This is a genomic window from Caenimonas soli (genome assembly GCF_013155545.1).
Lineage (GTDB): Bacteria > Pseudomonadota > Gammaproteobacteria > Burkholderiales > Burkholderiaceae_C > Ramlibacter > Ramlibacter soli.
In genome coordinates this window covers 1-23140 of the sequence record NZ_JABJVV010000019.1, presented here as the reverse complement: position 1 = coordinate 23140, position 23140 = coordinate 1, and the positions used below count along the sequence as shown (strand labels likewise).

Sequence of the window (23140 nt, the reverse complement as noted above, 5' to 3'; positions counted from 1 at the left end):
CGTTCTACTTTCGGGCCGCCAGGACGCGCTCGACCGCGGTCCGGTACAGCGGCTCGATCGCATCGGTGCTGGTCACGGTCATCCGCAGGTCCTGCAAGAGGCCGTCGTTGACGCCGAAAGCCCAGCCGTGGACGCTGACTTTCTGGCCCTTGGCCCAGGCGTCGACCATCACCGTGCTGACGCAGACATTGACGACCTGTTCGACCACGTTCAGCTCGCACAAGGCGTTGGCCCGCTTCTCGGGGGCCAGTTGCTCCAGCAGCCCGCGATGGCGGTCCCGGACATCCTGGATATGGCGTATCCAGTTGTCCGCCAGGCCGATGCGGGCCGCGTCGAGCGCAGCCTGCACGCCGCTGCAGCCGTAATGCCCGACCACCATGACGTGCTCGACCTTGAGCAATTCCACCGCGAACTGGATGGCCGACAGCGCATTGAGATCGGAATGCACGACGATATTCGCCACGTTCCGGTGGACGAACACCTCGCCCGGTTCCAGCCCCGTGATCTGGTTGGCCGGCACCCGGCTGTCGGAACAGCCGATCCACATGTACTTGGGCGACTGCTGCTTGGTCAGGCCCGTGAAAAAGCCCGGCCGCTCGCGCTCCATCTGGGCAGCCCAGGCGCGGTTGTGGGTGAAGAGGTCCTGGATCGATGAGGTCATAAGCGCTATTTTCGCCTGCCCGGCCACCGGACGTGGCCTACATCGTTTCGGCGAACAGCTCCCGCCCTATCAGCATGCGCCGGATCTCGCTGGTGCCGGCGCCGATTTCGTACAGCTTGGCGTCCCGCCACAGCCGCCCCAGGGGGTAGTCGTTGATGTAGCCGTTGCCGCCGAAGATCTGGATGCCCTCGCCCGCCATCCAGGTGGCCTTCTCGGCGCACCACAGGATGACCGAGGCGCAGTCCTTGCGGACCTGGCGCACGTGATCCGAGCCCAGCATGTCCAGGTTCTTGCCCACCGTGTAGCAGAAGGCCCGCCCGGCCTGCAGTACGGTGTACATGTCGGCGACCTTCCCCTGGACCAGCTGGAATTCGCCGATGCTCTGGCCGAACTGCTTGCGGTCGTGGGTGTAGGGGATGACGTTGTCCATCACCGCCTGCATGATGCCGATGGGCCCGGCCGCGAGCACGGCGCGCTCGTAGTCCAGGCCGCTCATCAGTACCTTGGCGCCGCCGTTGAGGCTGCCCAGCACGTTGGCGGCTGGCACTTCGACGTTCTGGAACACCAGTTCGCCGGTGTGGGAACCGCGCATGCCCAGCTTGTCGAGCTTCTGCGCGATCGAGAAGCCCTTCATGCCCTTTTCGATCAGGAAAGCGGTGACGCCGCGGGCGCCCAGTTCGGGCTCGGTCTTGGCGTAAACCACCAGGGTGTCGGCGTCGGGGCCGTTGGTGATCCAGAACTTGTTGCCGTTGAGGAGGTAGTAGCCACCCTTGTCTTCGGCCTTGAGCTTCATGGAAATGACGTCGCTGCCCGCGCCCGACTCGCTCATGGCCAGGGCGCCGACATGCTCGCCGGAAATCAGCTTGGGCAGGTATTTCTTCTTCTGCGCCTCGCTGCCGTTGCGCTTGATCTGGTTGACGCACAGGTTGCTGTGCGCACCGTACGACAGGCCGACCGAGGCCGAGGCGCGCGAGATTTCCTCCATGGCGATCATGTGCGCCAGGTAGCCCATGTTGGCGCCGCCGTATTCCTCGGACACCGTGATGCCCAACACACCGACCTCGCCCATCTTGCGCCACAGGTCCATGGGGAACTGGTCGCTGCGGTCGATCTCGGTGGCACGGGGGGCGATCTCCGCTTGCGCGAATTCGCGCACGGCGTCGCGCAGCGCGTCTATGTCTTCGCCCAGCTGGAAGTCGAGTCCTGGAAGGTTCATGCTGTGTCTCCTTGGATGCGGTGTCAATGCTGGATGCCGTCGCGGCCGAACACGGCCATCAGCGTGCATCCCATCGTGGCGATGAGTTTCTCTTTGCCGTCGTCGATGGCAAAAGCCTTGCCCTCGGCCACCGTGACGGTGCGGCCCGGCTTGATGACCAGGCCTTCCATGCGAAAGCGCTGGCCCTGCGCCGGGGCCAGCAGGTTGATCTTGTACTCGATGGTCAGCACGGCGGCATCCGCCGGCATCAGGCTGAATCCGGCATAGCCGCAAGCCGAATCCAGCGCCGTGGCCACCATGCCGGCGTGCAGGAAGCCGTGCTGCTGGGTCAGCGGCTGCGCCCAGGGCAGCTCGATCACGACCCGCCCCGCCTCGACGCTGGCCAGCGTCGCGCCTATGGTTTTCATCGCGCCCTGGCGCTCGAAGCTCGCCCGCACGCGCGCGGCGAAATCCGGATCCCTGGGTTCGAAGCGCTGGCCGGCCATGGTGTACTGGAGTTGACGTTTACGTAAACGTCAATTATGCCCTGTCAGGCCACCTGCCGCGTTTTCTCGGACTTGGCCAAGAGGGCGCGCGCCTCTTTTTCGTGCACCTTGACCTCATCCAGGTTGGCCTGCAGGTCGGCCATCTGCTCTTCCAGCTGTTTGCGATGCTGAGCCAGCACGGCCAGGAACTTCCTCAGCTGCGGCCCGGTATCCCGCGGGCTGTCGTACATGTCGATGATTTCCCGCGCCTCGGTCAGGGACAGCCCGAGCCGCTTGGCGCGCAGCGTGAGCTTCAGGCGGGTGCGATCGCGCGCGCTGTAGATGCGGTTGCGCCCCCCGGGGCCGGAGCGCTCGGGCTGCAGAAGACCCATGTCTTCGTAGAAACGCATGGCCCGCGTGGTGAGGTCGAACTCTTTCGCCAGGTCGCTGATGGTGTACGTCGTGAGGGCCATAACAGATAAGTTCGTGTGTACGGGACGGGACAGCAGGGTCATCGCCCCATCCCTACAATCGGATTACATATGACGTTTACGTCAACGTCAAATCCTTTGATCACAGGACCCCGATGAACGCCCTCGAACAACTGCTGGACTACCCGTTTGGTGACGCCATGCCCGGCCAGGGCGAAACCATGGAGGTCGCCCCGGGTGTGAAGTGGATCCGCATGGCCCTGCCATTCGCCCTGGATCACATCAACCTGTGGCTGCTGCGCGACGAGATCGACGGCCGTGCCGGCTGGACCGTGATCGACTGCTGCATCAGCCGGGACGAGTCGAAGGCCCAGTGGGAGCAGATCTTCGCCACGCAGCTGGAAGGCCTGCCCATCCTGCGGGTGATCGTGACCCATATGCACCCCGACCACATCGGTCTGGCCTGGTGGCTGTGCGAGCGCTGGAAGGCGCCGCTGTGGATCAGCGCCACCGACTTCAACGCGGCCCGCATCGCTTCACAAAGCACGACAGGCTTCGGCGGCGAACATGCGGCCAATTTCTTCGCCTCGCACGGCCTGACGGACCCCGAGTCGGTGGAGAAGATCCGGGCCCGGACCAACTACTACCCCGGGATGGTGCCGCAGGTGCCGCGCACGTTCCGGCGCATGCAGGATGGCGACACCGTGCGCATCGGTGGGCGCGACTGGCGCTGCATCAGCGGCTACGGCCACGCGCCGGAACATATCGCGCTGTATTGCGACGAGACCCGGGTGCTGGTCAGCGGCGACATGATGCTGCCCCGCATATCGACCAACGTGAGCGTCTATGACGTGGAGCCGGAGTCCAACCCGCTCAAGGCCTTCCTCGACTCCATCGACAAATTCGCCGGACTGCCCAAGGACACGTTGACCCTGCCCTCGCACGGCAAGCCGTTTCGCGGACTGCACGAGCGCATCCGCCAGCTGCACGAGCACCACCGCGACCGGTTGGCCGAAGTGGTGGAAGCCTGCGCCAAAGCCCCGCAGTCGGCCGCCGACGTGCTGCCCATCATGTTCAAGCGCAAGCTCGATCTGCACCAGACAACCTTCGCGATGGGCGAATCGGTGGCCCACCTGCATGCGCTGTGGTTCGCCGGCAAGCTGCGCCGCCTGTTGGGCGCGGACGGCGTCTACCGCTTCGCGCTGGCCTAGGCCGGTGCGTCGCCGGCCAGCCAGGGCGGCGGCGCGGACTCCGACAGCACGAAAAAGAAGGTCGTGCCCTGGCCCAGCAGCGACTCGGCCCAGACCCGCCCCTGATGGCGCGCGACGATGCGCCGCACCGTCGCCAGGCCAATGCCGGTCCCCGGAAACTCGGCTTCGGTGTGCAGCCGCTGGAAAGCGCCGAAAAGCTTGCCGGCATAGGCCATATCGAAGCCCACGCCGTTGTCTCGCACGAAGAACACATTGCTGTCCTCGAGCTTGCCGACTTCCACTTGCGCTGCCTGGGAACGCGAAGTGAACTTCCAGGCATTGCCCACCAGGTTCTCCAGCACTATGCGCAGCAGGCGGGCATCGCCTTGGGCCACCATCCCATCCTGGACCCGGACGGATACCTCGCGTTCGGGGTGCTGCATCTGCAGCCCCTCGACGACTTCGCGCATCATGGCGCTCAGGTCCACCGCCCCGTAGTTCAGCGGCGCGCGCACCACCTTGGACAGCGCCAGCAGCGATTCGATCAGCTGCTCCATCTTCCCCACCCCGGCCTGGATGCGCGCCAGGTAGTGGCGAGCGCGGTCATCGGGGTGGCCCTCGAGTTTGAGTTCCAGCGCCCGGCTGAATCCCCCGATCGCGCCCAGGGGCGCGCGCAGGTCGTGCGACACGGAGTAGGAGAAAGCTTCCAGCTCCTGGTTGGAGCTGCGCAGGGCCCGCTCTATGGCCTTGAACTCGGTGATGTCGGCGTCTATGCCGACCCAGAAAGCCACTTTTCCATCGACCAGAACCGGGGCCGCCTTGTACGACATCGTGTGATAGCTGCCGTCCTTGGCCCTCACGCGGCGCACGCCCGTCAAGGTGCTCGTTGTTTCGCAACTGCGATTCCAGTTGGCTGCCACCGCGGCGCGATCGTCGGGGTGGATGGCCGCCATGGCGCTGGTGCCGATCCAGTCCTCGGGCGTGCCGCCGACCAGCTCGTACCAGGCGTGGTTGAGAAAGGTGAGCCTTCCGGCGCTGTCGGAATTCCATATCACCTCGGGCGCCTGTTCGGCCAGGGTGCGGTACAGCTGCTCCTGGCGCGTGAGTTCTGCGGTGCGCGCTGCGATCCGTGTCTCCAGGCCGGCATTGAGCTCGCGAATCTGGGTAAACAAGCGGGCATTGTCGATGGCAATGGAAGCGAGCTGCGCCAGCTCCAGCGCGACATACTCGTCGCGCTGGGTGAAGTCGCCGTGCTCCTTGCCCGACAGCTCGAGCTGGCCGATGTTCTGCCCGCTGCGGCTGGCCAGGGGCACGATCAGCTGTCGGCCGGCATTGCCGTCGCCCGGCTCTCCGCTGGCCCGGCGCATGGCCGGATCCGCGCTGGTTCTCCCGGTCAGGCTGACCAGGGCTTGCCGCGTGCCGATGACCCGGCGCGCCTGGTCGGCCACTTCCTGGAGGGTTTCCTCCAGCGCGGGATGGGAGGTGATCGCCTGGGCCGCCTCGGCGGCGCGTTGCAGCATCAAGGTGTAGTCGTGCAACTCGCGCTCGCTGTGCAAAAGCGCTTGCTCATTCTTCTTGCGGGCGGTGATGTCCTGCACCACGCCGCCGAACCAGATGGGCTCGCCCTGTTCATTGCGGCGCGCCTCGGCGATCTCCTGGAACCATGCGATGGCGCCGTCCGGCTTGACCACCCGGTACTCCATGTTCACCACCTCGCCGTCGCGCAGCGCCGCATCGCGCGCCGGCTTCAGCAAGCCGCGGTCGTCCGGGTGCACCCATTGGGCGAAGCCGTTGAGCGTGGGTTCGAACTGCTCCCGGGTGACGCCGAACAGGCCGTACACCTCGTCGGACCACCATACCCTGCCGCTGCGCAGATCGAGTTCCCAGTTGCCGACGCGGCCGATGCGCTGGGCTTCTATCAACTTGCGCTGGGTTTCCTGCAGCTGCGCGAATTGCGCTGCCTGCTCGGCCTGCAACCGCTGCAGCTCGGTCACGTCGGTGAAGACGACCAGTCCCCCGCTGAGGCCGCCCTCGCCGCGGATCGGCTGCCAGCTGCATTGCAGCAGCCGGCCTTGCGGCACCAAGGCGTTCCGCACGAACAGCAGCTGCTGGCGCCCGCTCTCGCCCAAGGCCGCACGCACCAGGGGCAGATCCTCGTTTGCATAGGGCGTGATGCCGTCGGCCTGGTAGAAGCCGAAGTGCTGGGCCCACTGCTGCGGCGGGGCCGGGGTGGCGAGGGGAAACAATCGGGCCGCGGCCTCGTTGAACATCAGGAATTGGCCGGCCTCGGTCACCGCCAGCAGGCCCTCCTGCATGCTGTTGAGCACGAGGTCGAGGGCCGCATAGGCGCTGCGGCTGCGGCCCAACTCAGTCTGCAGGTCGACCTGCCGCAACTGCAGGGACTCGGCCATCAGATTGAAGGCAGCCCCGATGCGGGCGAATTCGCCGCGCGGCGGTCCGGCCTGCAAAGGCACGCGGGCGTCCAGCAGTCCCTGCTCGAGCCGCCGCACCGCGCCCAGGATCTGGTTGGCCGGCCTGACGATGGCGCGCCCGCCGACCCACCAGGCGGCGGCGACGCCGGCCAGCAGGGTAACGGCCAATACCAGAAGCTCATTGCGCAGTTTGACCGAGGAGACGTACGTGACCTGCGCGCGATCCATTGCCACTACCGCCACGAAGCCCTCGCCGCTGACCTGGTGGCTGGACGCGGAACCGAAAATCCGCGCGTGGCCGGCAGCGTCGCGAAATTCGCCGGAGCCGTCCTCCGCGACCGTCGACGCCAGATTGGCTGGAAGGGTCTGTGCCGCCTTTTTCGGGTGTTCCATCAGCACCTTGCCATGGCGATCGGACACCACGACGCTGGCGCCTTGCGGCAGATCCAGTCGCGCCAAGGCGTCGGCTGCCCGGCCTAGATCGAGCGCAGCGAAGGCCACCGCGACCACCTCGTCGCCTTCCATGATGGGCCGGGCAAAGGGTATGGCCAATCTGCCGGACGAACGGCCGACTACCGCCTCGCCCATCACCAGCCGCCGCTCGGACAGCGCCCTTTGAACATAGCTGCGGTCTCCGGCGGCGAAGCTGCCGCTGCGCTGGTTGGCATGGCATATCGTCCTGCCTTGCAGGTCCAGGATGCCTATGTTGGAATACACGGGGTAGAGGGTTCGCAGGCCCTCGAAGTAGCCGGCACAGCGCTGAACGTCGGCGCCGCGCAGTCCGGGCATGGTGGCAACGGCGGCAAGCAGTTGCTGGGCCGACTCCACCATGCGATCCTGGTGGGCAGCCACCAGCGAGGCGGAAAATTTCAGCTGGGACTGCGCGTCGCTCGTCGCCTCCTGCGTGGCGCTCACGGCGAACCAGACCGAGAGGGCGGCCAGCGGAAGGATGGCCGCCACAACCAGCATGGCGAGGCGCCCCTGCAGACTCAAGCTGCGCTGCATCTGCCCCACGTCTCCTTGTCAGTCACTGTGGCCATTGCGATGGGGCAGTGTACGCGTCCTGCCCTCAGGGCCGCGTAACTACCAGGGCGGCAGGGCCTGTTCCTTGAGCTGCCCGCGCAATTGCGCGTAGTCCGGAACGACCGTGCGCACGGTGTCCCAGAAGCGGGGGCTGTGGTCCATCACCCGCAGGTGGCTCAGTTCGTGCGCCACCACGTAGTCGATCACCGGCAGGCCGAAGTGGATCAGGCGCCAGTTCAGGCGGATCAGGCCGTCCGAATGCGCCGTGCCCCAGCGCGTGCCGGCATTGCTAAGCACCAGCTTGCGCCATTGCACGCCAAGCTGGGGCGCGAAATGATCCAGCCGCTCGGTGAAGAGGCGCTTGGCTTGCCGCATCAGCCAGGCCTGTACGCTGTCGCGGATCTGCGCGGCATCGGCGGTGTTGGGCAAGCCCACGTGCAGCGTGTGGCGCGGCATGCCGGGCAAGGCCTCGCCATCGGTATTGAGCACCGCGCCGACTTCATCGAAGGCATGGCGGGGATCCAGCACCAGGATCACCTGCTCGCCGAGGAAGGGAAAGGTCGCGCCGTCCCGCCACTCGATGCGGGCCGACTCGACACGCCGTTGCCGCTCGTGCGAATCGCCCAATTTCTTGAGGATCCACGGCTCCTTGCTTTTCACCGCGGCGTCGATTTCGTAAAGCGGCACCCACTTGGGCGCACTGACCGTGAGCCCCTCGGGGCCGACCATGAAGCCGATGTTGCGGCGCTTGCCCCTGCGAAACTCGAAAGCGACCACGGAATCGCCCAGCACGACCTCGCGGTTGGCGCGCGGATGGCGGAAGGCCGCGGGAATCAGGACCTGATCCAGCAGCTCGGTCGGCTGCGAGATAGCAGGTGGGCGGGCTGTGGTGTCGGGGGCCCGGCGCTTGCGGGCAGCAGGCTCTTGGGGCGGAGCGGCCGGAGCGGAATCGAAGAAGTCGAGAGTGAGCTGCAGCAGCCGATGCATGGGGCGAGAGTTTAGCTGCTGCGACGCGGCTCGTGGGCCGCATCAATGTAAGCGTCCGGGTCCAGCCTTCGCATTTCGGTTTCGATCCAGGCCTCGACCTCGCGCATCAATTCATCGGGCTGGCGGCCCTGGCTGGGGATCGGCTTGCCGATGGACACGTCGACCACGCCCGGCCGCTTGATGAAAGCCTTGCGCGGCCAGACCCTGGCGGACGTGACGGCAATCGGTATCACCGGCGCCCCGGTCTCGATGGCAAGCCGCGAGCCGCCGTTCTTGTAGGTGCCCTTCTCTCCGCGCGGGATGCGGGTGCCCTCGGGGAACATGATGACCCAGATGCCCTGGGCCAGCAGCCGCTTGCCCTGCTCGACCACCTTGTTGAAGGCCTGAGCGCGCAGGCTCCGATCGATGTGGATCATGTCCATGCGCCCCATGGCCCAACCGAAAAACGGCACCAGGATCAGCTCCTTCTTGAACACGTAGGCCAGCGGATGCGGCATCAGCGTGGGAATGAGGAAGGTTTCCAGGGTGGACTGGTGCTTGACCAGCAGGATTGCCGGGCTCGTCTCACCGACCGGCAAGTTCTCGTAGCCGGTGACGCGCACCTTGATGCCCAGGATCGCGCGCCCGATATCGCCGATGGCCCAGCTCAGCCACCGGTGTGCCATCCACCACATCTGCGTGCCGTTGGACCAGAGCGAAGCCGTGACCATGTAGATGCCCCAGGGCACCACGGTCACCAGCATCCAGAGGGCATGAGCTACCGAACGAATAAGGGGCATGCTTTTAGCTACCGGCCTTGGGCGCAGCGGCGTGCCGGGCGATCAGCCACTCGGCGAACGCGGCCAGGTCTTCATGGACCCGGGTGTCCGCGGGGTAAGTGTCCGGAAGCGGACGGCCGCGGAATTCAGCGCCCTTGCCGGTCAGCACCAGGTGCGGCTCGCAACCCACGGCCGCCCCGGCTTGCAGGTCGCGCAGGCCGTCGCCCACGACCGGCGTGCCTTTGAGTTCCACGCCGAAGCGCTCACCGATCTGCTCGAACAGGCCCGGCAAGGGCTTGCGGCATTGGCAGCCCTCGTCCGGGCTGTGCGGGCAATAGAACACGGCGTCGATGCGCCCGCCCTGGGCCGCCAGCATTTTGTGCATCTTGGCGTGCATGGCGTTGAGCGATGCCACGTCGAACAGTCCACGGCCCAGGCCGGACTGGTTGGAGGCGATCACCGTGTGCCAGCCGGCATGGTTAAGCCTGGCGATGGCTTCCAGCGCGCCGGGCAGCGGCGTCCACTCCTCGGGCGACTTTATGAACTGGTCGCTGTCGGCGTTGATGGTTCCGTCGCGGTCGAGGATGACGAGCTTCATGGCAGGACGATCATGCGGCCAGGCGCGACAGGTCGGCGACGCGGTTCATGGCCTGGTGCAGCGTGGCCAGCAGGCCCAGGCGGTTCAGGCGCAGGTCGGCCTCTTCGGCATTGACCATCACGCCGTCGAAGAAGGCATCCACGGTCTCCCGCAACGCAGCCAGCGTCTGCAGCGAGCCGGTGAAGTCGCCGGCCTCGAACTGGGCGCCGGCTTGCGGGGCGACCTTGCGCGTCATCGCATACAGGGCCTTCTCGGCCTCTTCCTTGAGCAGGCCCTCGCTCACGTGGGCGTCGGCCTTCTCGGCCTTCTTGAGGATATTGCCGATGCGCTTGTTGGCTGCCGCCAGCGCCGGAGCCTCGGGCAAGGCGGCGAATGCGCGCACCGCCGCCAGCCGCTTGGCCACGTCGCCCAGCCGCTGCGGACGCAGCGCCAGCACGGCGTCGACTTCCTGGGCGCTGTAGCCTTGCTCGCGCAGCGAACCGGCGAGACGCTCGTAGATGAATTCGGACAACAAGGCGCCGGTCTTGGGATCGGCCTGCGGGAACAGCGCCACGGCCTGGCCCAGCAACTCGTCGAGTGCCAGCGGCAGGTCTTTTTCCATGAGCATGCGGACGATGCCCAGCGCATGGCGGCGCAGCGCGAACGGGTCCTTGTCGCCGGTGGGGAGTTGGCCGATGGCGAACAGGCCGGCGATGGTTTCCAGCTTGTCGGCCAATGCGGTGGCCACCCCCACCTGGTTGCGCGGCAACTCGTCGCCGGCGAACCGGGGCTTGTAGTGGTCCTCGATCGCGTCGGCGACCTCATGGCCCAGGCCGTCGTTCAGGGCGTAATAGCGGCCCATGATGCCCTGCAGCTCGGGGAACTCGCCCACCATGTCGGTCAACAGGTCCGCCTTGGCCAGTTGCGCGGCCTGGTCGGCCTGCTTCGCCAGCGCCTCGCCGCCCAGCTTGACGCCGATCGCCTGAGCCAGCTTGCGCACGCGCTCGACCCGCTCGCCCTGTGTTCCCAGCTTGTTGTGATAAACCACCTTGGCCAGGCCTTCGACCCGCGACACCAGCGTTTTCTTGCGGTCCTGGTCGAAGAAGAATTTGGCGTCGGCCAGGCGCGGGCGGACCACGCGTTCGTTGCCGCCCACCACGGCACTCGCATCGGCCGGCCGGATGTTGCTGACCACCAGGAACTTGTTGGTCAGTTTGCCCTGGCCGTCGAGCAGCGGGAAATACTTCTGGTTGGCCTTCATCGTGAGGATCAGGCACTCCTGCGGGACTTCGAGAAATTCCTTCTCGAACTCGCAGACCAGCACGTTGGGACGCTCGACCAAAGCTGTGACTTCATCGAGCAGGGCTTCGTCCTCGATCGCGCGGGCAATGCCGACCTTTGCAGCCGCATCGGCGAGCTGGCGCACGATCTCGGCGCGGCGGGCCTCGAAGCTGGCGATCACCGCGCCATCCTTCTCCAGCGCGCTTGCGTAGCTGTCGGCGTCTTTCAGCCGGACCGGATCGGCGGGCGCCTCGAACCGGTGGCCGTGCGTGGTGTTGCCGGCCTTCAGGCCCAACGCTTCGATGGCCACCACCTCGCTGCCGTGCAAGGCCACCAGCCCATGGGCCGGACGCACGAACTTCACGTCGCTCCAGCCGTCGGCCAGCTGGTAGGTCATGACCTTGGGAATGGGCAGCTTGGCCAGGCTTTCGTTCAAGGCCTTTTGCAGGCCCTCGGCCAGCGTCGCCCCCTTGACGGTGCTGTCGTAGAACAGCGCTTCGGCCTTGCCGTCCATGGCCCGCTTGAGGCCGGGCACAGCCGAGGCATCGGCGCCCAGGGACTGGAGCTTTTTCAGCAGGGCCGGTGTGGCGTTGCCGGAAGCATCGATCCCCACGCTCACCGGCATGAGCTTTTGCGACACGGCCTTGTCGGCGCCTTGCGAGGCCACGACCGTGACGTGTGCGGCCAGGCGCCGCGGCGATGCAAACGAAGTGAGCTCGGATTCGCCCGAAGCCAGGCCCTGCGCCTTGAGCTGGTCGAACAGCACGCCGGCAAAGGCCTGGCCGATTTTCTTGAGCGCCTTGGGCGGCAGCTCTTCCACGAACAGCTCGACAAGAAGATTCTGGTGTGCCATGGGGTCAGGCCGCCTTCTTCTGCATGTTGGCCACCCATTCGCGCGGCGCCATCGGGAATCCCAGACGCTCGCGGCTCTCGTAGTAGCTTTGCGCCACCGCGCGGGCCAGATTGCGGATGCGGCCGATGTAGGCCGCGCGTTCCGTAACGCTGATCGCACCGCGCGCGTCCAGCAGGTTGAAGCTGTGGGCCGCCTTGAGCACCTGCTCATAGGCAGGCAGCGCCAGTTGTTGTTCCATCAGGTATTTGGCCTGTTTTTCGTGCGCGCCGAAGGCCGTGAACAGGAATTCGGCGTCGCTGTGCTCGAAGTTGTACGCCGACTGCTCTTTTTCGTTCTGCAGGTAGACGTCGCCGTAGCTCAGGTCTTCGGTCCACTTCAGGTTGTAGACGTTGTCCACGTTCTGCAAGTACATCGCCAGCCGTTCCAGGCCGTAGGTGATTTCGCCGGTGATCGGCTTGCAGTCGATGCCGCCGACCTGCTGGAAGTAGGTGAACTGCGTCACTTCCATACCGTTGAGCCAGACCTCCCAGCCCAGGCCCCAGGCGCCCAGCGTGGGGTTTTCCCAATCGTCCTCGACGAAACGGATGTCGTTCTTCTTGAGATCGAAGCCCAGGGCCTCCAGGGACCCCAGGTAGAGCTCCAGGATGTTGGCCGGCGCCGGCTTCAGCACCACCTGGTACTGGTAATAGTGCTGCAGGCGGTTCGGGTTCTCGCCGTAGCGCCCGTCCTTGGGGCGGCGGCTGGGCTGCACATAGGCGGCCTTCCAGGGCTCGGGGCCCAGGGCGCGCAGGAATGTCGCGGTGTGCGAGGTCCCTGCGCCCACTTCCATGTCATGGGGCTGCAGCAGCGCGCAGCCCTGCGCGTCCCAGTAGGACTGCAGTTTCAGGATGATTTGCTGGAAGGTCAACATCGGCGGAGCGCAAGGGGCAAACCGCCGATTTTACGGTGCGGGTCAGTACTGCCAGAAAATCCGCTGCAGTTCCTTGGTGTCATTGGTCCTGGTCAGGGCCACGGCCGCCAGGATGCGCGCCTTCTGGGGCTTGAGGTCGTGGGCCACGACCCAGTCGTACTTGTCGTCGGGCTGCTCGGCATTGCGCAGCACGAAGCCGTCGGGCACGCGCGAAGATCGGATGATCTGCACGCCCTGGCCGCGCAGGTCCTGCAGCACCGGAACGATGCGGTCGGCGACCGAGCCATTGCCCGGGCCGCCGTGGATCAGGGCCTTGACGCCGTTCTTGCCGTTGGCATCGAACGAGGTGCGCGGGACGTTGCCGTAGCTGTAGACGATCTCCACCGGCGCCAGGTCGCTCATCTCGTCGATATTGAATTCCGACTGCGCGGTGTGGCGCTTGACCGGCGCGCGGAACCAGTAGTTCCTGCCCTCGACCACCATCCCCAGCGGGCCCCACTGGCTCTTGAAAGCATCGGTCTTGATGTTCACGGTCTTGGTGACGTCGCGCCCGCTCTGGATCTCGTCGTTCATGGTGACGAGCACGCCTTTGCCCATGGCGTCCTTGCTGCCGGCCACCGTCACCGCATTGAGCAGGTTCAGCGCGCCGTCGGCCGACAGCGCCGTGCCGGGGCGCATGGAGCCGACCACCACGATGGGCTTGTCGGTGCGGATCACCAGGTTCAGGAAATACGCGGTTTCCTCCAGCGTGTCGGTGCCGTGCGTGACCACGATACCGTCCACGTCAGGCTGCTTGACCAGCACCGAGACGCGCCTGCCCAGCTTCATCAGGTTGTCGTTGGTGAAACTCTCCGAGGCGATCTGGAACACCTGTTCACCCTTGACGTTGGCCACGTTGCCCAGCTCGGGCAGGCCGGCCAGCAACTTATCCACCGGCACCTTCGCCGCGGCATAGGTTGCGCTGTTGGCGGCGGAAGCACCCGCGCCGGCGATGGTGCCGCCGGTGGCAAGCACCACGACGTTGGGCTTGGCGCCTTGCGCGGCGGCCAGCACGGTCCAGGCGGCCAGCGCCAGGCCGGCCATCAGGTTCTTGAATTTGCGTTGAGCAAGCACGGGGGTCTCCAGTGGTTTGAGGTGGCGTATTGTTGGAAAGTACCGGCCGTCCGAGTACGGAATAATCGGCTGCGGGGTGTGAACAAAAGTCACACCCCTCATCCCCATGAACCTCCGGCAACTCGAAGTCTTCCAGGCCGTCATGCAGACCGGCAACATGAGCGCCGCCGCGCGCCTGGTCTGCATCACACCGTCGGCGGTGAGCAAGACCATCGCCCATACCGAGTTGCAGCTGGGCTACAAGCTGTTCACGCGCGCCAAGGGCGCGCTGTCGCCCACGCCGGAGGCGATGGTGCTGTACGCCGAGTCGGCGGCCATCCACGGCAAGCTGGAGGAGCTGCGCAAGATCGCGATCAACCTGCGGCAGACCGACAAGGGTCAGGTCCGGCTGGCGGCGATACCGTCGATATCGCACGAATTCCTGCCGCTGGTGCTGGAACAGCACGCTTCACGCCATCCCGGCATCGACGTGGAAGTGCGCACCATCAACCAGGACCAGATGGCCCCGGCGCTGATGACCCGGAGCGTGGACTTCGCGCTCGGCTACTACGAGCACCCGCATCCGCAGGTTGCCAGCCGGATGCTGGTCAGCGGGCGCCTCTATCTGGCCGTGACGCGAGACATCTGGCAACGGGCGGCGCGGGTGCGCCGCAACAACCCGATGAGTTTTCTGGCCAATACGCCGATGATCCGGTTGGTGGGCGACGATCCCATGCGCCGCGCCATCGACGAGCTGGCTGTGCAGCTGGGCGTGACCAAGGCTTTGGGCGTGCAGGTCCAGACCTCGCGCCTGGCGCTGGAACTGGTGCGCCTGGGCATGGGCTGGACGGTGATCGACTTCCTCACGGCCAGCAACCTCGACCCCGCGCAGATGGTGGCGGTGGAACTGCAGGACCTGGCGCCCATCCCCCTGCATGCCTACCACGCCAGTTCGACACCCCCAGGACGGCACGCCACAGCCATGCTGGAGATGCTGCCGGCGCTTCTCAGTCAGGCGATGGCGCGGAATGCTTTCCGGACCTGACGCCATTCCTGCCGCGCAACGCGGCGAGGCCGACGATTGCGATGGCGAATAGCCAGAACGGCCACAGCCCCAGCCTGGACACCCACCAGGCGTAAGGCGTGATTGCGCTTCGCCCCTCCACCTCTCCGGCCAGGACACCGCGGATGTGGCGCGGCAGCGAATGGGTCACCTGGCCGCGATGGTCGATGATCACCGTGGCGCCGGTGTTGGTGGCGCGGAGCATGGGGCGCTCGAATTCGATCGCGCGCATGCGGCTGATCTGCAGGTGCTGGTCGATCGCGACCGTGTTGCCGAACCAGCCGATGTTGCTGACGTTGACGAGGATGGTAGGTGCGGTCGCCGGGTGGGCGAACTGCGCCGCGATTTCTTCGCCGAACAAGTCTTCATAGCAAATGTTGGGCGCCAGGCGCTGTCCTTGCCACTCGAATGAGGCCTGGCCGATCGCGCCGCGGTTGAAGTCGCCCAGCGGGATGTTCATCATCTGCGTGAACCACTTGAACAGCGGCGGGACGAATTCGCCGAAAGGGACCAGGTGGTGCTTGTGGTACTGGTAGATCTCGGCGCCGGGCTTCAGGCCGATCACCGAGTTGGTATAGCCCTCCTTGGAGCTGCCCAAGGGGATGCCGATCAGCGCCGCCTGCTGCCCCTGGGCGAAGCGCGCGCGCAGGGCCTCGAAATAGCCGTCGGGCAATTGCCGGGGCAACATCGGTAGCGCCGTCTCCGGCGCCACGACCACGTTGGCCGTGCTGGCCTGGAGTTGCCGGCCATACCAGTCCAGTGCCTCAGGGACGCCGGTGCGGCCCTCGAATTTCTCGTCCTGGGGAATGTTGCCCTGGAGCAGCGCCACCGACAGGCGCGGCTGCGTCGCCGGCGCCTCCTTCGGCACGGCTGCCATGTTGCAGGCAGCCAGCAGCCCCACGGCAGCCGCCAGCGCCGCCCAGTAGCGCCAGGATCGCGCGATACCCCTTTGCGCCACCAGGGACAGTGCGAAGGCCAGCAGCGCTGCCGCGAAACCTATCCCGTGAACGCCCACCTGCGGCGCGAGCGCCGACAGCGGTCCGTCCACATGGGCATAGCCGCCGGCACCCCAGGGGAAGCCGGTGAACCATGTGATGCGCGCCAGCTCGGCGAAAAGCCAGAGCGATGCGAAAAGCACCGCCCGAAAAACGAAGCCCCCGCCGCGCAACGCGGCGAAAGCTGCACAGGCCGCGGCGTAGTAGCCGCCCAGAAAAGCGGCCAGCGCCAGCACGGCGACAACGGCCAGCGGGGCCGGCAGGCCGCCATAGACGTGCATGGATATGAACAGCCACCAGAAGGTGCCCGCGAGCCAGGCGATGGCGAAGGCCCAGCCGAGAAGGGCGGCGCGCCTGAATCCCCCGGCCTGCTGCACCAGCCCGGCCAGCGTCGCGAGCGAGAGCAGCTGCAGCCACCATTGCGGCTGGCCGTTCCACGGCGCCGCGATGGACATGGCCTGTGCCAGGCCCGCCAGCAAAGCAAGCGCGAAGGGTGCCAGCCTCCTCAAGGCCTCAACCCGTGCGGTCGTCGTGGGCGACCGGCGAAACCTTGAACCAGCGCACGGCGCCGCCCTTGGTATGCAGCACGACGAAGTTCAGGCCGTCCAGAACGTGATGCTCGCCGCGCTTGGGCACATGGCCCATTTCGTGGGCGATCAGGCCGCCGATGGTGTCGAATTCCTGCTCGGCGTCGGTGGGGGCCAGCTTCACGCCGAACGCCTCGCTGACGCGCTCGATGGCGGTGTCGCCGCTGACGCGATAGGTCCGGTCGGCCAGGCCGAAGATGTCGCCCTCGTCCTCGGCGATGTCGAACTCGTCCTCGATCTCGCCGACGATCTGCTCGAGCACGTCCTCGATCGTGATGAGGCCCGCGATCCGGCCGAATTCGTCGACGACGATCGCCAGGTGATTGCGGTTGCCGCGAAAATCGCGCAGCAGGTCGTTCAGGCCTTTGGTCTCCGGAACGAACACCGCCGGGCGCAGCAGGGCGCGGATGTTCAGCTCGGGCGCCCGCTGCAGCTTCAGCAGGTCCTTGGCCAACAGGATGCCGATGATGTTCTCGCGGTCGCCCTCGTACACGGGAAAGCGCGAGTGCGCGGTGTCGATGACGACGCCCAGGATGTCGTCATGCGGCGAGTCGATATTGAGCAGGTCCATCCGCGGCGCGGCCACCATCACGTCGCCGGCGGTCAATTCGGCCATGCGGATCACCCCTTCGAGCATCACCCGTGATTCGGGGCCGATGATGTCGTTGTCTTCGGCATCGGCCAGTGTCTCTATCAGCTCTGCCTTGGAGTCCGGTCCGGGGTGGATGAACTCGGCGATCTTCTGCAGGAAAGTGCGCTTGTCTTCCTTTTCGAGGGAAGCTCGCGCTGGGTGCGGGTCGGACACAGCCTTGGGGTGCAGGACGTGCGGTAGTGGAGGGACCAATAGGATAGCGGAAATGGGTGTCAGCCCGCGCCCGCCTCCCGCAGGCTCAACCGCCGGACTTGTGGCGCGCGTCGCGCACGCCCTGGCGCACCTCCTGCACACCGGCCAGGAAGTCCCAGAAGTTCTTGGCCTGGACCTTCAGGCGGTAGTCGGTCAACGCCAGCTGCTCTTCCACCAGTTCGCTCATTCTGCTGTCGAGCGTGGCGGGCGGCAGGCGCAGGTAGGCATCGGTTTCCGATCCGGCGCGCTCGAGCGTGGCGCCCGCGTTACGGGCGATCTTGATCATGGCGGTGTTCTCGCTCAAGGCGTGAATGAACAGCATCTCCACGCCTTCATTGCGCGCGTGCATCACGGCTCGCTCGAACAGGCGCGCGCCATAGCCGCGACCCCGGGCCTTCGTCAGCACGGAGACGCCGAACTCTGCGCACGACGGCAGCGCCGGATTTTGGGAGAAGGCCAGGTGCGCCACGGCTATGAGCTCCAGGCGGCGGTTATAGACACCGAAGATTTCGTCGCGGTCGAAGTCCAGGCTTTCGACATAGCGCCGGATCTGCTCGTCATTGGCTGCATAGCCGAAGCGAAGATAGCGGTCGTGTTCGTCCAGCGCCATCAGGTGCGTGGCGATGCGTTCGCGGTGGCTGGGGCCCAGTGAACGGATGGGAACCACCACTGGTGCCGACTTGCTGGCTTGGGAGGTTTCAGTCATGCGTTCAATTTAAGGGTTTTCACTAGGGAGACAACCCAAGAGGGGCTGGAAAGCCACATTGCAGGTAGTTCTACCTAATTTTCCAAATAACCATCTCTCCCTTGGCCAGGATGGATAACTCGCTACCTTATCCGTAGCAAGCTAAGGCATTCGGGCTACACCGGAATTGCCGTGGTCGCCTTCACGCGGTCGAGCACGAAGCTGGTTTTGCAGTCTTCCACCGACGGATGCTTGAGCAGCGTGTCCATGATGAATCGGCTGTAGTGGGCCATGTCCTGCACGACGACGCGCAGCAAATAGTCCATTTCGCCGGTCAAGGCCGCGCATTCCACTACCTCCGGCCAGGTCTGCACACTGGCGCGAAACAGGTCCATCGGATTGCGCTTATGGCTTTCCGTGTGTTTCTCGAGGCGTACGTTGAGATAAGCCGTGAGCCCCAGCCCAACGGCTTCCGGGTTGACCAGGGCGACGTAACGGTCGATCACCCCGGCCTCTTCCAGTCGTTTGACGCGGCGCAGCACGGCGCTCGACGACAGGCCCACCTGCTCGCCGATCACGTCGTAGGTCTCCCGGCCGTTCTGTTGCAGGCGGCGCAAGATGGCCTTGTCGAGCTTGTCGAGTGCGTTGATCTCCATAATTTCGCAATTTTACTGCTGGTACCCATCAGTACCGGGCTTGTCCCGATGGCGACATGTCAGCTAATTGAAAGAATTCTCCTTGAAGAAAAGCACGCTCGTTCTTTTTTCAACCTCAGGAGAAACCATGTCCCGATTCCTCGCGCACCTGCTGCGCCGATTGAGCTTGTTGTTGGCCGCCTCCCTCTTGCTGTTCGGGGCCACGGCTCATGCGCAGACCTATGCGCAGACGCGCTATCCCATCGTGCTGGTGCACGGCATATTCGGATTCGACTCCTTCCTGGGTCTGGACTACTTCTACGGGATTCCGTCGGCATTGCGCCAGGACGGCGCGCGCGTATTCGTCGCGCAGGTTTCCGCGGCCAACAGCCACGAAGTGCGCGGCGAGCAGTTGCTGACCCAGGTGAAGAACATCATGGCGATCACCGGCGCAAGCAAGGTGAACCTGATCGGCCATTCCCAGGGCGGACCGACCATCCGCTACGTGGCCGGCGTCGCACCGCAGCTGGTAGCGTCAGTCACGTCCATAGGTGGCGTGAACCGCGGCTCGCGGGTCGCGGACATCGTGCGCGGCACGTTGCCGCCGGGCACCTTGTCCGAGAGCATCGTGAACGGCGCCGCCACCGCATTCGTGGCGCTGATCAATCTGGGTTCCGGCGGAACCGGCAATCCGCAAATGCCCACGGCCGCACTCGACTCGCTCACGACGGCAGGGTCGCAGGCCTTCAACAACCGCTTTCCGCAGGCATTGCCCGCCGGCTGCGGCAGCGGCGCCGAACTGGTCAATGGTGTGCGCTACTACTCGTGGGCAGGCATCCAGCCGGTCACCAACATCCTGGATGCGAGCGACGGACCGCTGGGCATCCTGAGCCTGGTGTTCGGCGAGGCCAACGATGGCCTGGTGTCGGCCTGCTCATCGCGGCTGGGCAGGCATCTGGGTGACTACCGCCAGAACCACCTGGACGAAGTCAACCAGATCGTCGGCCTGCGCGACTGGTTCTCGGTGGACCCGGTGACGCTTTACCGCCAGCACGCCAACCGCCTGAAGCAATACGGCCTATGAGCAGTCGCGGGCCGCTTGCCCTGCTGGCAGCCTGCGCCGGGCTTGCGGTGTTGGGACTGGCCCTGTTCATCCAACCGGAAGCCGGAGTCGCGCCGCAAGGCGCGCACCGCACTGGCGAGAATGCGCGCCCTGCCGGATCGGCTACAGCGGATCAGCTCATCGCTGCGACCGGTGGCGCGCTGAACCAGCCCTCCGCAGAAGCGCGCAACGCGTTCCTGGCCAGCGGCTTGCGTTTCAAGCTCGAGGATCTGGTGCTGGAGGCCGGGGAAGCGTCCACCCCGGCCATCCTCAAGCAGCAGCTCGCGGCGCTGGCCCCCAAATACTTTTCCGAGGCGGAGCTTTCGCAGGCCATGGAACTGCTGGACCGCTATGTGGACTACCGCGTGGCGGTGGGCGCGATCAAGCCGCCGTCCGATCCTGGCGACCCCGCCGCATTGCGTGGCGTACTGGACGCCCGGCGGCTCGTCCGCGAGAAGCATTTCCGTGCGGATGAGTGCGCGGCCCTGTTCGCGCAGGAGGAGGAGCTGGATCGCTTCACCGTCGCTCGCCTCGAAATCGAGCGCAATCCGGATCTGTCTGCCGAGCAAAAGGCCGCGGCCGTGCGCGATGCCGAACGCGATTTGAGCGAGAGCCAGCGCGCGACCCGCGCCGACGCCGTGGCGCATCTCGCCGTTGCATCGCAAAGCGCGGCGTTCGAGGCCACCGGCGCGAGCGAACAGGAGCGCTACGCCCAGCGGCGCGCCCAATACGGCGATACCGCCGCACAGCAGCTGGCCCAGCTGGATCGGGAAGAGCGCGACTGGCAGGCTCGCCTGGACGAATACTCGGCCGGCAAGGCGCGCAACGAGCCTCCAGCGCAACTCAACCGCATGCGCCAGCAGCTGTTCTCGACAGAGGAGCAGCTGCGCGTAGAGGCAGCGCTGGCCCTGCGCCGGCAAGCCCGAGCCACTCCCACGCGGCCCTAAGCTCGACGGCGCCTGCCCTTCGGAAAACGCAGCTTTCCTGCGCAGCTCCGGCTGGCTCTGCCCGACTTCGGCGGAAAACTGATCGATCCTGGTTCTACAGTGCATGGCAACGCATGCTCAAACTGGAGACACCATGACCGCACCGCTGCCGGCCCCGACTTCCGCCTGGGACAACCCCATGGGCACGGATGGTTTTGAATTCATCGAATACGCCGCGCCCGATCCCAAGGCCATGGGCCAGCTGTTCGAGCGCATGGGTTTCAAGCCCATCGCCCGGCACCGCCACAAGAACGTGCTGCTGTATCGCCAGGGCGAGATCAACTTCATCATCAACGCCGAGCCCGATTCCTTCGCGCAGCGGTTCGCGCGCCTGCACGGCCCGAGTGTCTGCGCCATCGCCTTCCGGGTGCGCGATGCCAAGGCCGCCTATGAACGCGCCATCTCGCTGGGCGCCTGGGGCTACGCGGGCGTTGCGGGCCCGGGCGAGTTGAACATTCCCGCGATCAAGGGCATCGGCGACTCCATCATCTATTTCATCGACCGCTGGCGCGGCAAGAACGGCGCGAAAGAGGGCGAGATCGGCAACATCGGCTTCTACGACGTGGACTTCGAGCCCCTGTCCGGCGCCGAACTGCACCCTGCCGGCCATGGCCTGACCTACATCGACCACCTGACGCACAACGTGCATCGCGGCCGCATGAACGAGTGGGCCGACTTCTATGAGCGCCTGTTCAATTTCCGCGAGGTGCGCTACTTCGACATCGAAGGCCAGTCCACCGGCGTGAAGAGCAAAGCCATGACCAGCCCCTGCGGCAAGATCCGCATCCCGATCAACGAAGAAGGCAACGAGAAGCCGGGCCAGATCCAGGAATACCTGGACCGCTACCATGGCGAGGGCATCCAGCACATCGCGATGGGCTCCACCAATCTGTACGACACTGTCGATGCGTTGCAGATGAGCGGCGTGAAGCTGCTCTCGACCAGCGAAACCTATTACGAGCTGCTGGAAAAGCGCATCCCGGGCCATGGCGAAGACCTGGTGGGGCTGCAGCAGCGCAACATCCTGGTGGACGGCAAGCCCGGTGAACTGCTGTTGCAGATCTTCAGCGAGAACCAGCTGGGCCCGATCTTCTTCGAGTTCATCCAGCGCAAGGGCAACAGCGGGTTCGGCGAGGGCAACTTCAAGGCCCTCTTCGAGACCATGGAGCTGGACCAGATGCGCCGCGGCGTGCTCGAAACGAACAAGGCCTGAAGGAGCTGACGATGGCAGTTGAACCGGTTGTATATGGAGCGAGCGAACGGCCGCCGCGCGGAGATTACTCCCGCGCAGGCGCCGACTACACCTGCCCGCAGAACTACGCGGGCTACACGCAGGCCGACCACGACACCTACCGCCGCCTCTACGAGCGCCAGGTGGCGTTGGTTCCGGGCCGGGCCTGCGACGAGTTCCTCACGGCCCTGCCCACGCTGGGCGTGAAGGACAGGATCCCGCATTTCGACGAAATCAACGACCGCCTGTACAAGGCCACACGCTGGGAGATCGTGGCGGTGCCCGGGCTGATACCGGAGGTGCCGTTCTTCACGCTGCTGGCCAACCGCAAGTTCCCGGTCACCGACTGGATCCGCACGCCCGAGGAATTCGACTACATCGTCGAGCCCGACGTCTTCCACGACCTGTTCGGCCACGTGCCGCTGCTGTTCAATCCGATCTTCGCCGACCACATGCAGGAGTACGGCAAGGGCGGCCTGAAGGCGCACCGCCTCGAATCGTGCGAACTCCTCAGCCGGCTGTACTGGTACACGATCGAGTTTGGCCTGATCCGCCAGAAGGACGGCCTGCGCGCTTATGGCGCCGGCATCCTGAGCTCGCCCGGCGAGCTGCAGCATGCGGTGGACAGCCCCGAGCCGCAGCGCCTGCCGCTGGACATCGAGCGCGTGATGCGCACCCGCTACAAGATCGACAGCTACCAGCAGACCTACTTCGTGATCGAGAGCTTCCAGGAGCTTTTCGACAAGACAGCGCCGGACTTCACCCCGATCTATGCCAAGGTGAAGGGAATGGCGGAACTGGAAGCGGACGCGACGGCCTGAGGCAGCGAATGGCGGGCGGCTAGGAGTCTGCGCGGCAGAGCGTAGTTGTCATGCCCGGGGTTGACCCGGCATCCACGCTGGCAAGCAAGTTTGCTGTTTTGTGGGGTATTAGAGCCGCCATCCCGCGCTCAGACGAACGGCAATGCACGATGCCGGGTGTTCTGGCCCCTCAAGGCAGTTGCAAGCTGCGCATCCTTCGCAGATTCAACGCCATGCAAACGAGTTTCCACTCGGCTTGCACGCGGTGTAGTCCCCTGAGGCTGAACTGCCTGAACCCCAAGACGCTTTTGATCCAGCCGTTGGGTGGCTCGGCAAT

Annotated in this window: 22 protein-coding genes; 6 read left to right on the top strand and 16 right to left on the bottom strand. The window is 65.5% G+C overall.

Annotation, left to right across the window (positions count from 1 at the left end; all coding sequences use genetic code 11):
* Positions 1-4: 4 nt before the first annotated feature.
* Genes can through HNE04_RS23475 form a run of 4 tightly spaced genes read right to left on the bottom strand, consistent with a single transcriptional unit; the run spans position 5 to position 2814 of the window.
* Positions 5-661: a carbonate dehydratase gene (can, locus tag HNE04_RS23490; protein ID WP_172224887.1), complete on the bottom strand. Its 657-nt coding sequence runs from the start codon at positions 659-661 to the stop codon at positions 5-7.
* A gap of 37 nt (positions 662-698) precedes the next feature.
* A complete protein-coding gene (locus HNE04_RS23485) occupies positions 699-1877 on the bottom strand; it encodes an isovaleryl-CoA dehydrogenase (RefSeq protein ID WP_172224884.1) in 1179 nt (392 codons plus the stop codon).
* A 23-nt stretch (positions 1878-1900) separates the two neighbouring features.
* Complete coding sequence (locus HNE04_RS23480; RefSeq protein WP_172224881.1) at positions 1901-2362, bottom strand: PaaI family thioesterase; 462 nt, start codon at positions 2360-2362, stop codon at positions 1901-1903.
* Between the two features lie 44 nt (positions 2363-2406).
* Complete coding sequence (locus tag HNE04_RS23475) at positions 2407-2814, bottom strand: MerR family transcriptional regulator (RefSeq protein ID WP_172224879.1); 408 nt, start codon at positions 2812-2814, stop codon at positions 2407-2409.
* Positions 2815-2927: 113 nt separating this feature from the next.
* Here HNE04_RS23475 and HNE04_RS23470 point away from each other — a divergent pair, with 113 nt between their 5' ends.
* A complete protein-coding gene (locus HNE04_RS23470; protein WP_172224876.1) occupies positions 2928-3983 on the top strand; it encodes an MBL fold metallo-hydrolase in 1056 nt (351 codons plus the stop codon).
* Here HNE04_RS23470 and HNE04_RS23465 read toward each other — a convergent pair.
* The 7 genes from HNE04_RS23465 to HNE04_RS23435 all read right to left on the bottom strand — a co-directional run bounded on the left by HNE04_RS23465 (position 3980) and on the right by HNE04_RS23435 (position 13866).
* Positions 3980-7399: a PAS domain-containing protein gene (locus tag HNE04_RS23465; RefSeq protein WP_172224874.1), complete on the bottom strand. Its 3420-nt coding sequence runs from the start codon at positions 7397-7399 to the stop codon at positions 3980-3982. The genes HNE04_RS23470 and HNE04_RS23465 overlap by 4 nt on opposite strands.
* A gap of 78 nt (positions 7400-7477) precedes the next feature.
* Positions 7478-8404 carry a M48 family metallopeptidase gene (locus HNE04_RS23460; RefSeq protein WP_172224871.1) on the bottom strand — a complete coding sequence of 309 codons (927 nt, stop codon included), beginning with the start codon at positions 8402-8404 and terminating at the stop codon, positions 7478-7480.
* Between the two features lie 11 nt (positions 8405-8415).
* Complete coding sequence (locus tag HNE04_RS23455; RefSeq protein WP_172224837.1) at positions 8416-9183, bottom strand: lysophospholipid acyltransferase family protein; 768 nt, start codon at positions 9181-9183, stop codon at positions 8416-8418.
* 4 nt (positions 9184-9187) lie between these two features.
* Positions 9188-9760 carry a D-glycero-beta-D-manno-heptose 1,7-bisphosphate 7-phosphatase gene (gmhB, locus tag HNE04_RS23450; RefSeq protein WP_172224834.1) on the bottom strand — a complete coding sequence of 191 codons (573 nt, stop codon included), beginning with the start codon at positions 9758-9760 and terminating at the stop codon, positions 9188-9190.
* A gap of 10 nt (positions 9761-9770) precedes the next feature.
* Positions 9771-11873 carry a glycine--tRNA ligase subunit beta gene (gene glyS, locus HNE04_RS23445; RefSeq protein WP_172224831.1) on the bottom strand — a complete coding sequence of 701 codons (2103 nt, stop codon included), beginning with the start codon at positions 11871-11873 and terminating at the stop codon, positions 9771-9773.
* A 4-nt stretch (positions 11874-11877) separates the two neighbouring features.
* Positions 11878-12783, bottom strand: coding sequence for a glycine--tRNA ligase subunit alpha (gene glyQ, locus HNE04_RS23440; RefSeq protein ID WP_172224828.1), 906 nt, complete (start codon positions 12781-12783; stop codon positions 11878-11880).
* Positions 12784-12825: 42 nt separating this feature from the next.
* A complete protein-coding gene (locus HNE04_RS23435) occupies positions 12826-13866 on the bottom strand; it encodes a type II asparaginase (protein ID WP_172225084.1) in 1041 nt (346 codons plus the stop codon).
* 136 nt (positions 13867-14002) lie between these two features.
* On the opposite strand from HNE04_RS23435, the gene HNE04_RS23430 reads away from it, so the two are divergent.
* Complete coding sequence (locus HNE04_RS23430) at positions 14003-14920, top strand: LysR family transcriptional regulator (protein ID WP_172224825.1); 918 nt, start codon at positions 14003-14005, stop codon at positions 14918-14920.
* On the opposite strand, the gene lnt is transcribed toward HNE04_RS23430, so the two are convergent.
* From lnt to HNE04_RS23410, 4 genes are all read right to left on the bottom strand, one after another.
* Entirely contained in the window at positions 14883-16388 is a 1506-nt protein-coding gene (gene lnt / locus HNE04_RS23425; protein ID WP_172225082.1) for an apolipoprotein N-acyltransferase, read from the bottom strand. The two genes, HNE04_RS23430 and lnt, sit on opposite strands and share 38 nt — an antisense overlap.
* A 58-nt stretch (positions 16389-16446) precedes the next feature.
* Positions 16447-17325, bottom strand: a complete 879-nt coding sequence (locus HNE04_RS23420) for an HlyC/CorC family transporter (protein ID WP_172224822.1) — start codon at positions 17323-17325, stop codon at positions 16447-16449.
* 85 nt (positions 17326-17410) lie between these two features.
* The gene (locus HNE04_RS23415) at positions 17411-18070 is read right to left on the bottom strand and encodes a GNAT family N-acetyltransferase (RefSeq protein ID WP_172224819.1); all 660 of its coding nucleotides are present in this window, start codon (positions 18068-18070) and stop codon (positions 17411-17413) included.
* 155 nt (positions 18071-18225) lie between these two features.
* Positions 18226-18705 (bottom strand): Lrp/AsnC family transcriptional regulator, encoded by a 480-nt coding sequence (locus HNE04_RS23410; RefSeq protein ID WP_207717702.1) that lies wholly within the window; start codon positions 18703-18705, stop codon positions 18226-18228.
* Positions 18706-18832: 127 nt separating this feature from the next.
* Here HNE04_RS23410 and HNE04_RS23405 point away from each other — a divergent pair, with 127 nt between their 5' ends.
* The 4 genes from HNE04_RS23405 to phhA all read left to right on the top strand — a co-directional run bounded on the left by HNE04_RS23405 (position 18833) and on the right by phhA (position 22824).
* Positions 18833-19768, top strand: coding sequence for an esterase/lipase family protein (locus HNE04_RS23405; protein WP_172224816.1), 936 nt, complete (start codon positions 18833-18835; stop codon positions 19766-19768).
* Positions 19765-20733: a lipase secretion chaperone gene (locus HNE04_RS23400; protein ID WP_172224813.1), complete on the top strand. Its 969-nt coding sequence runs from the start codon at positions 19765-19767 to the stop codon at positions 20731-20733. The genes HNE04_RS23405 and HNE04_RS23400 overlap by 4 nt, the downstream gene beginning before the upstream one ends.
* A gap of 133 nt (positions 20734-20866) precedes the next feature.
* Positions 20867-21985, top strand: a complete 1119-nt coding sequence (gene hppD / locus HNE04_RS23395; protein ID WP_172224810.1) for a 4-hydroxyphenylpyruvate dioxygenase — start codon at positions 20867-20869, stop codon at positions 21983-21985.
* Between the two features lie 11 nt (positions 21986-21996).
* On the top strand, positions 21997-22824 hold the full coding sequence (phhA, locus tag HNE04_RS23390) for a phenylalanine 4-monooxygenase (RefSeq protein ID WP_172224807.1): 828 nt from the start codon (positions 21997-21999) through the stop codon (positions 22822-22824).
* Positions 22825-22993: 169 nt separating this feature from the next.
* On the opposite strand, the gene HNE04_RS23385 is transcribed toward phhA, so the two are convergent.
* The coding region (locus HNE04_RS23385; protein WP_172218143.1) for a transposase at positions 22994-23140 on the bottom strand (147 nt) is incomplete at its 5' end.

Bases quoted from the DNA above. Each gene is read 5' to 3' on its own strand.
- HNE04_RS23460 (WP_172224871.1), bottom strand. From the start codon at position 8,404: ATGCATCGGCTGCTGCAGCTCACTCTCGACTTCTTCGATTCCGCTCCG.
- gmhB (WP_172224834.1), bottom strand. From the start codon at position 9,760: ATGAAGCTCGTCATCCTCGACCGCGACGGAACCATCAACGCCGACAGC.
- glyQ (WP_172224828.1), bottom strand. From the start codon at position 12,783: ATGTTGACCTTCCAGCAAATCATCCTGAAACTGCAGTCCTACTGGGAC.
- HNE04_RS23415 (WP_172224819.1), bottom strand. From the start codon at position 18,070: ATGACTGAAACCTCCCAAGCCAGCAAGTCGGCACCAGTGGTGGTTCCC.
- HNE04_RS23475 (WP_172224879.1), bottom strand. From the start codon at position 2,814: ATGGCCCTCACGACGTACACCATCAGCGACCTGGCGAAAGAGTTCGAC.
- HNE04_RS23430 (WP_172224825.1), top strand. From the start codon at position 14,003: ATGAACCTCCGGCAACTCGAAGTCTTCCAGGCCGTCATGCAGACCGGC.
- HNE04_RS23455 (WP_172224837.1), bottom strand. From the start codon at position 9,183: ATGCCCCTTATTCGTTCGGTAGCTCATGCCCTCTGGATGCTGGTGACC.
- glyS (WP_172224831.1), bottom strand. From the start codon at position 11,873: ATGGCACACCAGAATCTTCTTGTCGAGCTGTTCGTGGAAGAGCTGCCG.
- HNE04_RS23400 (WP_172224813.1), top strand. From the start codon at position 19,765: ATGAGCAGTCGCGGGCCGCTTGCCCTGCTGGCAGCCTGCGCCGGGCTT.
- HNE04_RS23485 (WP_172224884.1), bottom strand. From the start codon at position 1,877: ATGAACCTTCCAGGACTCGACTTCCAGCTGGGCGAAGACATAGACGCG.
- HNE04_RS23435 (WP_172225084.1), bottom strand. From the start codon at position 13,866: ATGGCCGGCCTGGCGCTGGCCGCCTGGACCGTGCTGGCCGCCGCGCAA.
- can (WP_172224887.1), bottom strand. From the start codon at position 661: ATGACCTCATCGATCCAGGACCTCTTCACCCACAACCGCGCCTGGGCT.
- phhA (WP_172224807.1), top strand. From the start codon at position 21,997: ATGGCAGTTGAACCGGTTGTATATGGAGCGAGCGAACGGCCGCCGCGC.
- HNE04_RS23480 (WP_172224881.1), bottom strand. From the start codon at position 2,362: ATGGCCGGCCAGCGCTTCGAACCCAGGGATCCGGATTTCGCCGCGCGC.
- HNE04_RS23465 (WP_172224874.1), bottom strand. From the start codon at position 7,399: ATGCAGCGCAGCTTGAGTCTGCAGGGGCGCCTCGCCATGCTGGTTGTG.
- HNE04_RS23410 (WP_207717702.1), bottom strand. From the start codon at position 18,705: ATGGAGATCAACGCACTCGACAAGCTCGACAAGGCCATCTTGCGCCGC.
- lnt (WP_172225082.1), bottom strand. From the start codon at position 16,388: ATGTCCATCGCGGCGCCGTGGAACGGCCAGCCGCAATGGTGGCTGCAG.
- HNE04_RS23405 (WP_172224816.1), top strand. From the start codon at position 18,833: ATGTCCCGATTCCTCGCGCACCTGCTGCGCCGATTGAGCTTGTTGTTG.
- HNE04_RS23470 (WP_172224876.1), top strand. From the start codon at position 2,928: ATGAACGCCCTCGAACAACTGCTGGACTACCCGTTTGGTGACGCCATG.
- hppD (WP_172224810.1), top strand. From the start codon at position 20,867: ATGACCGCACCGCTGCCGGCCCCGACTTCCGCCTGGGACAACCCCATG.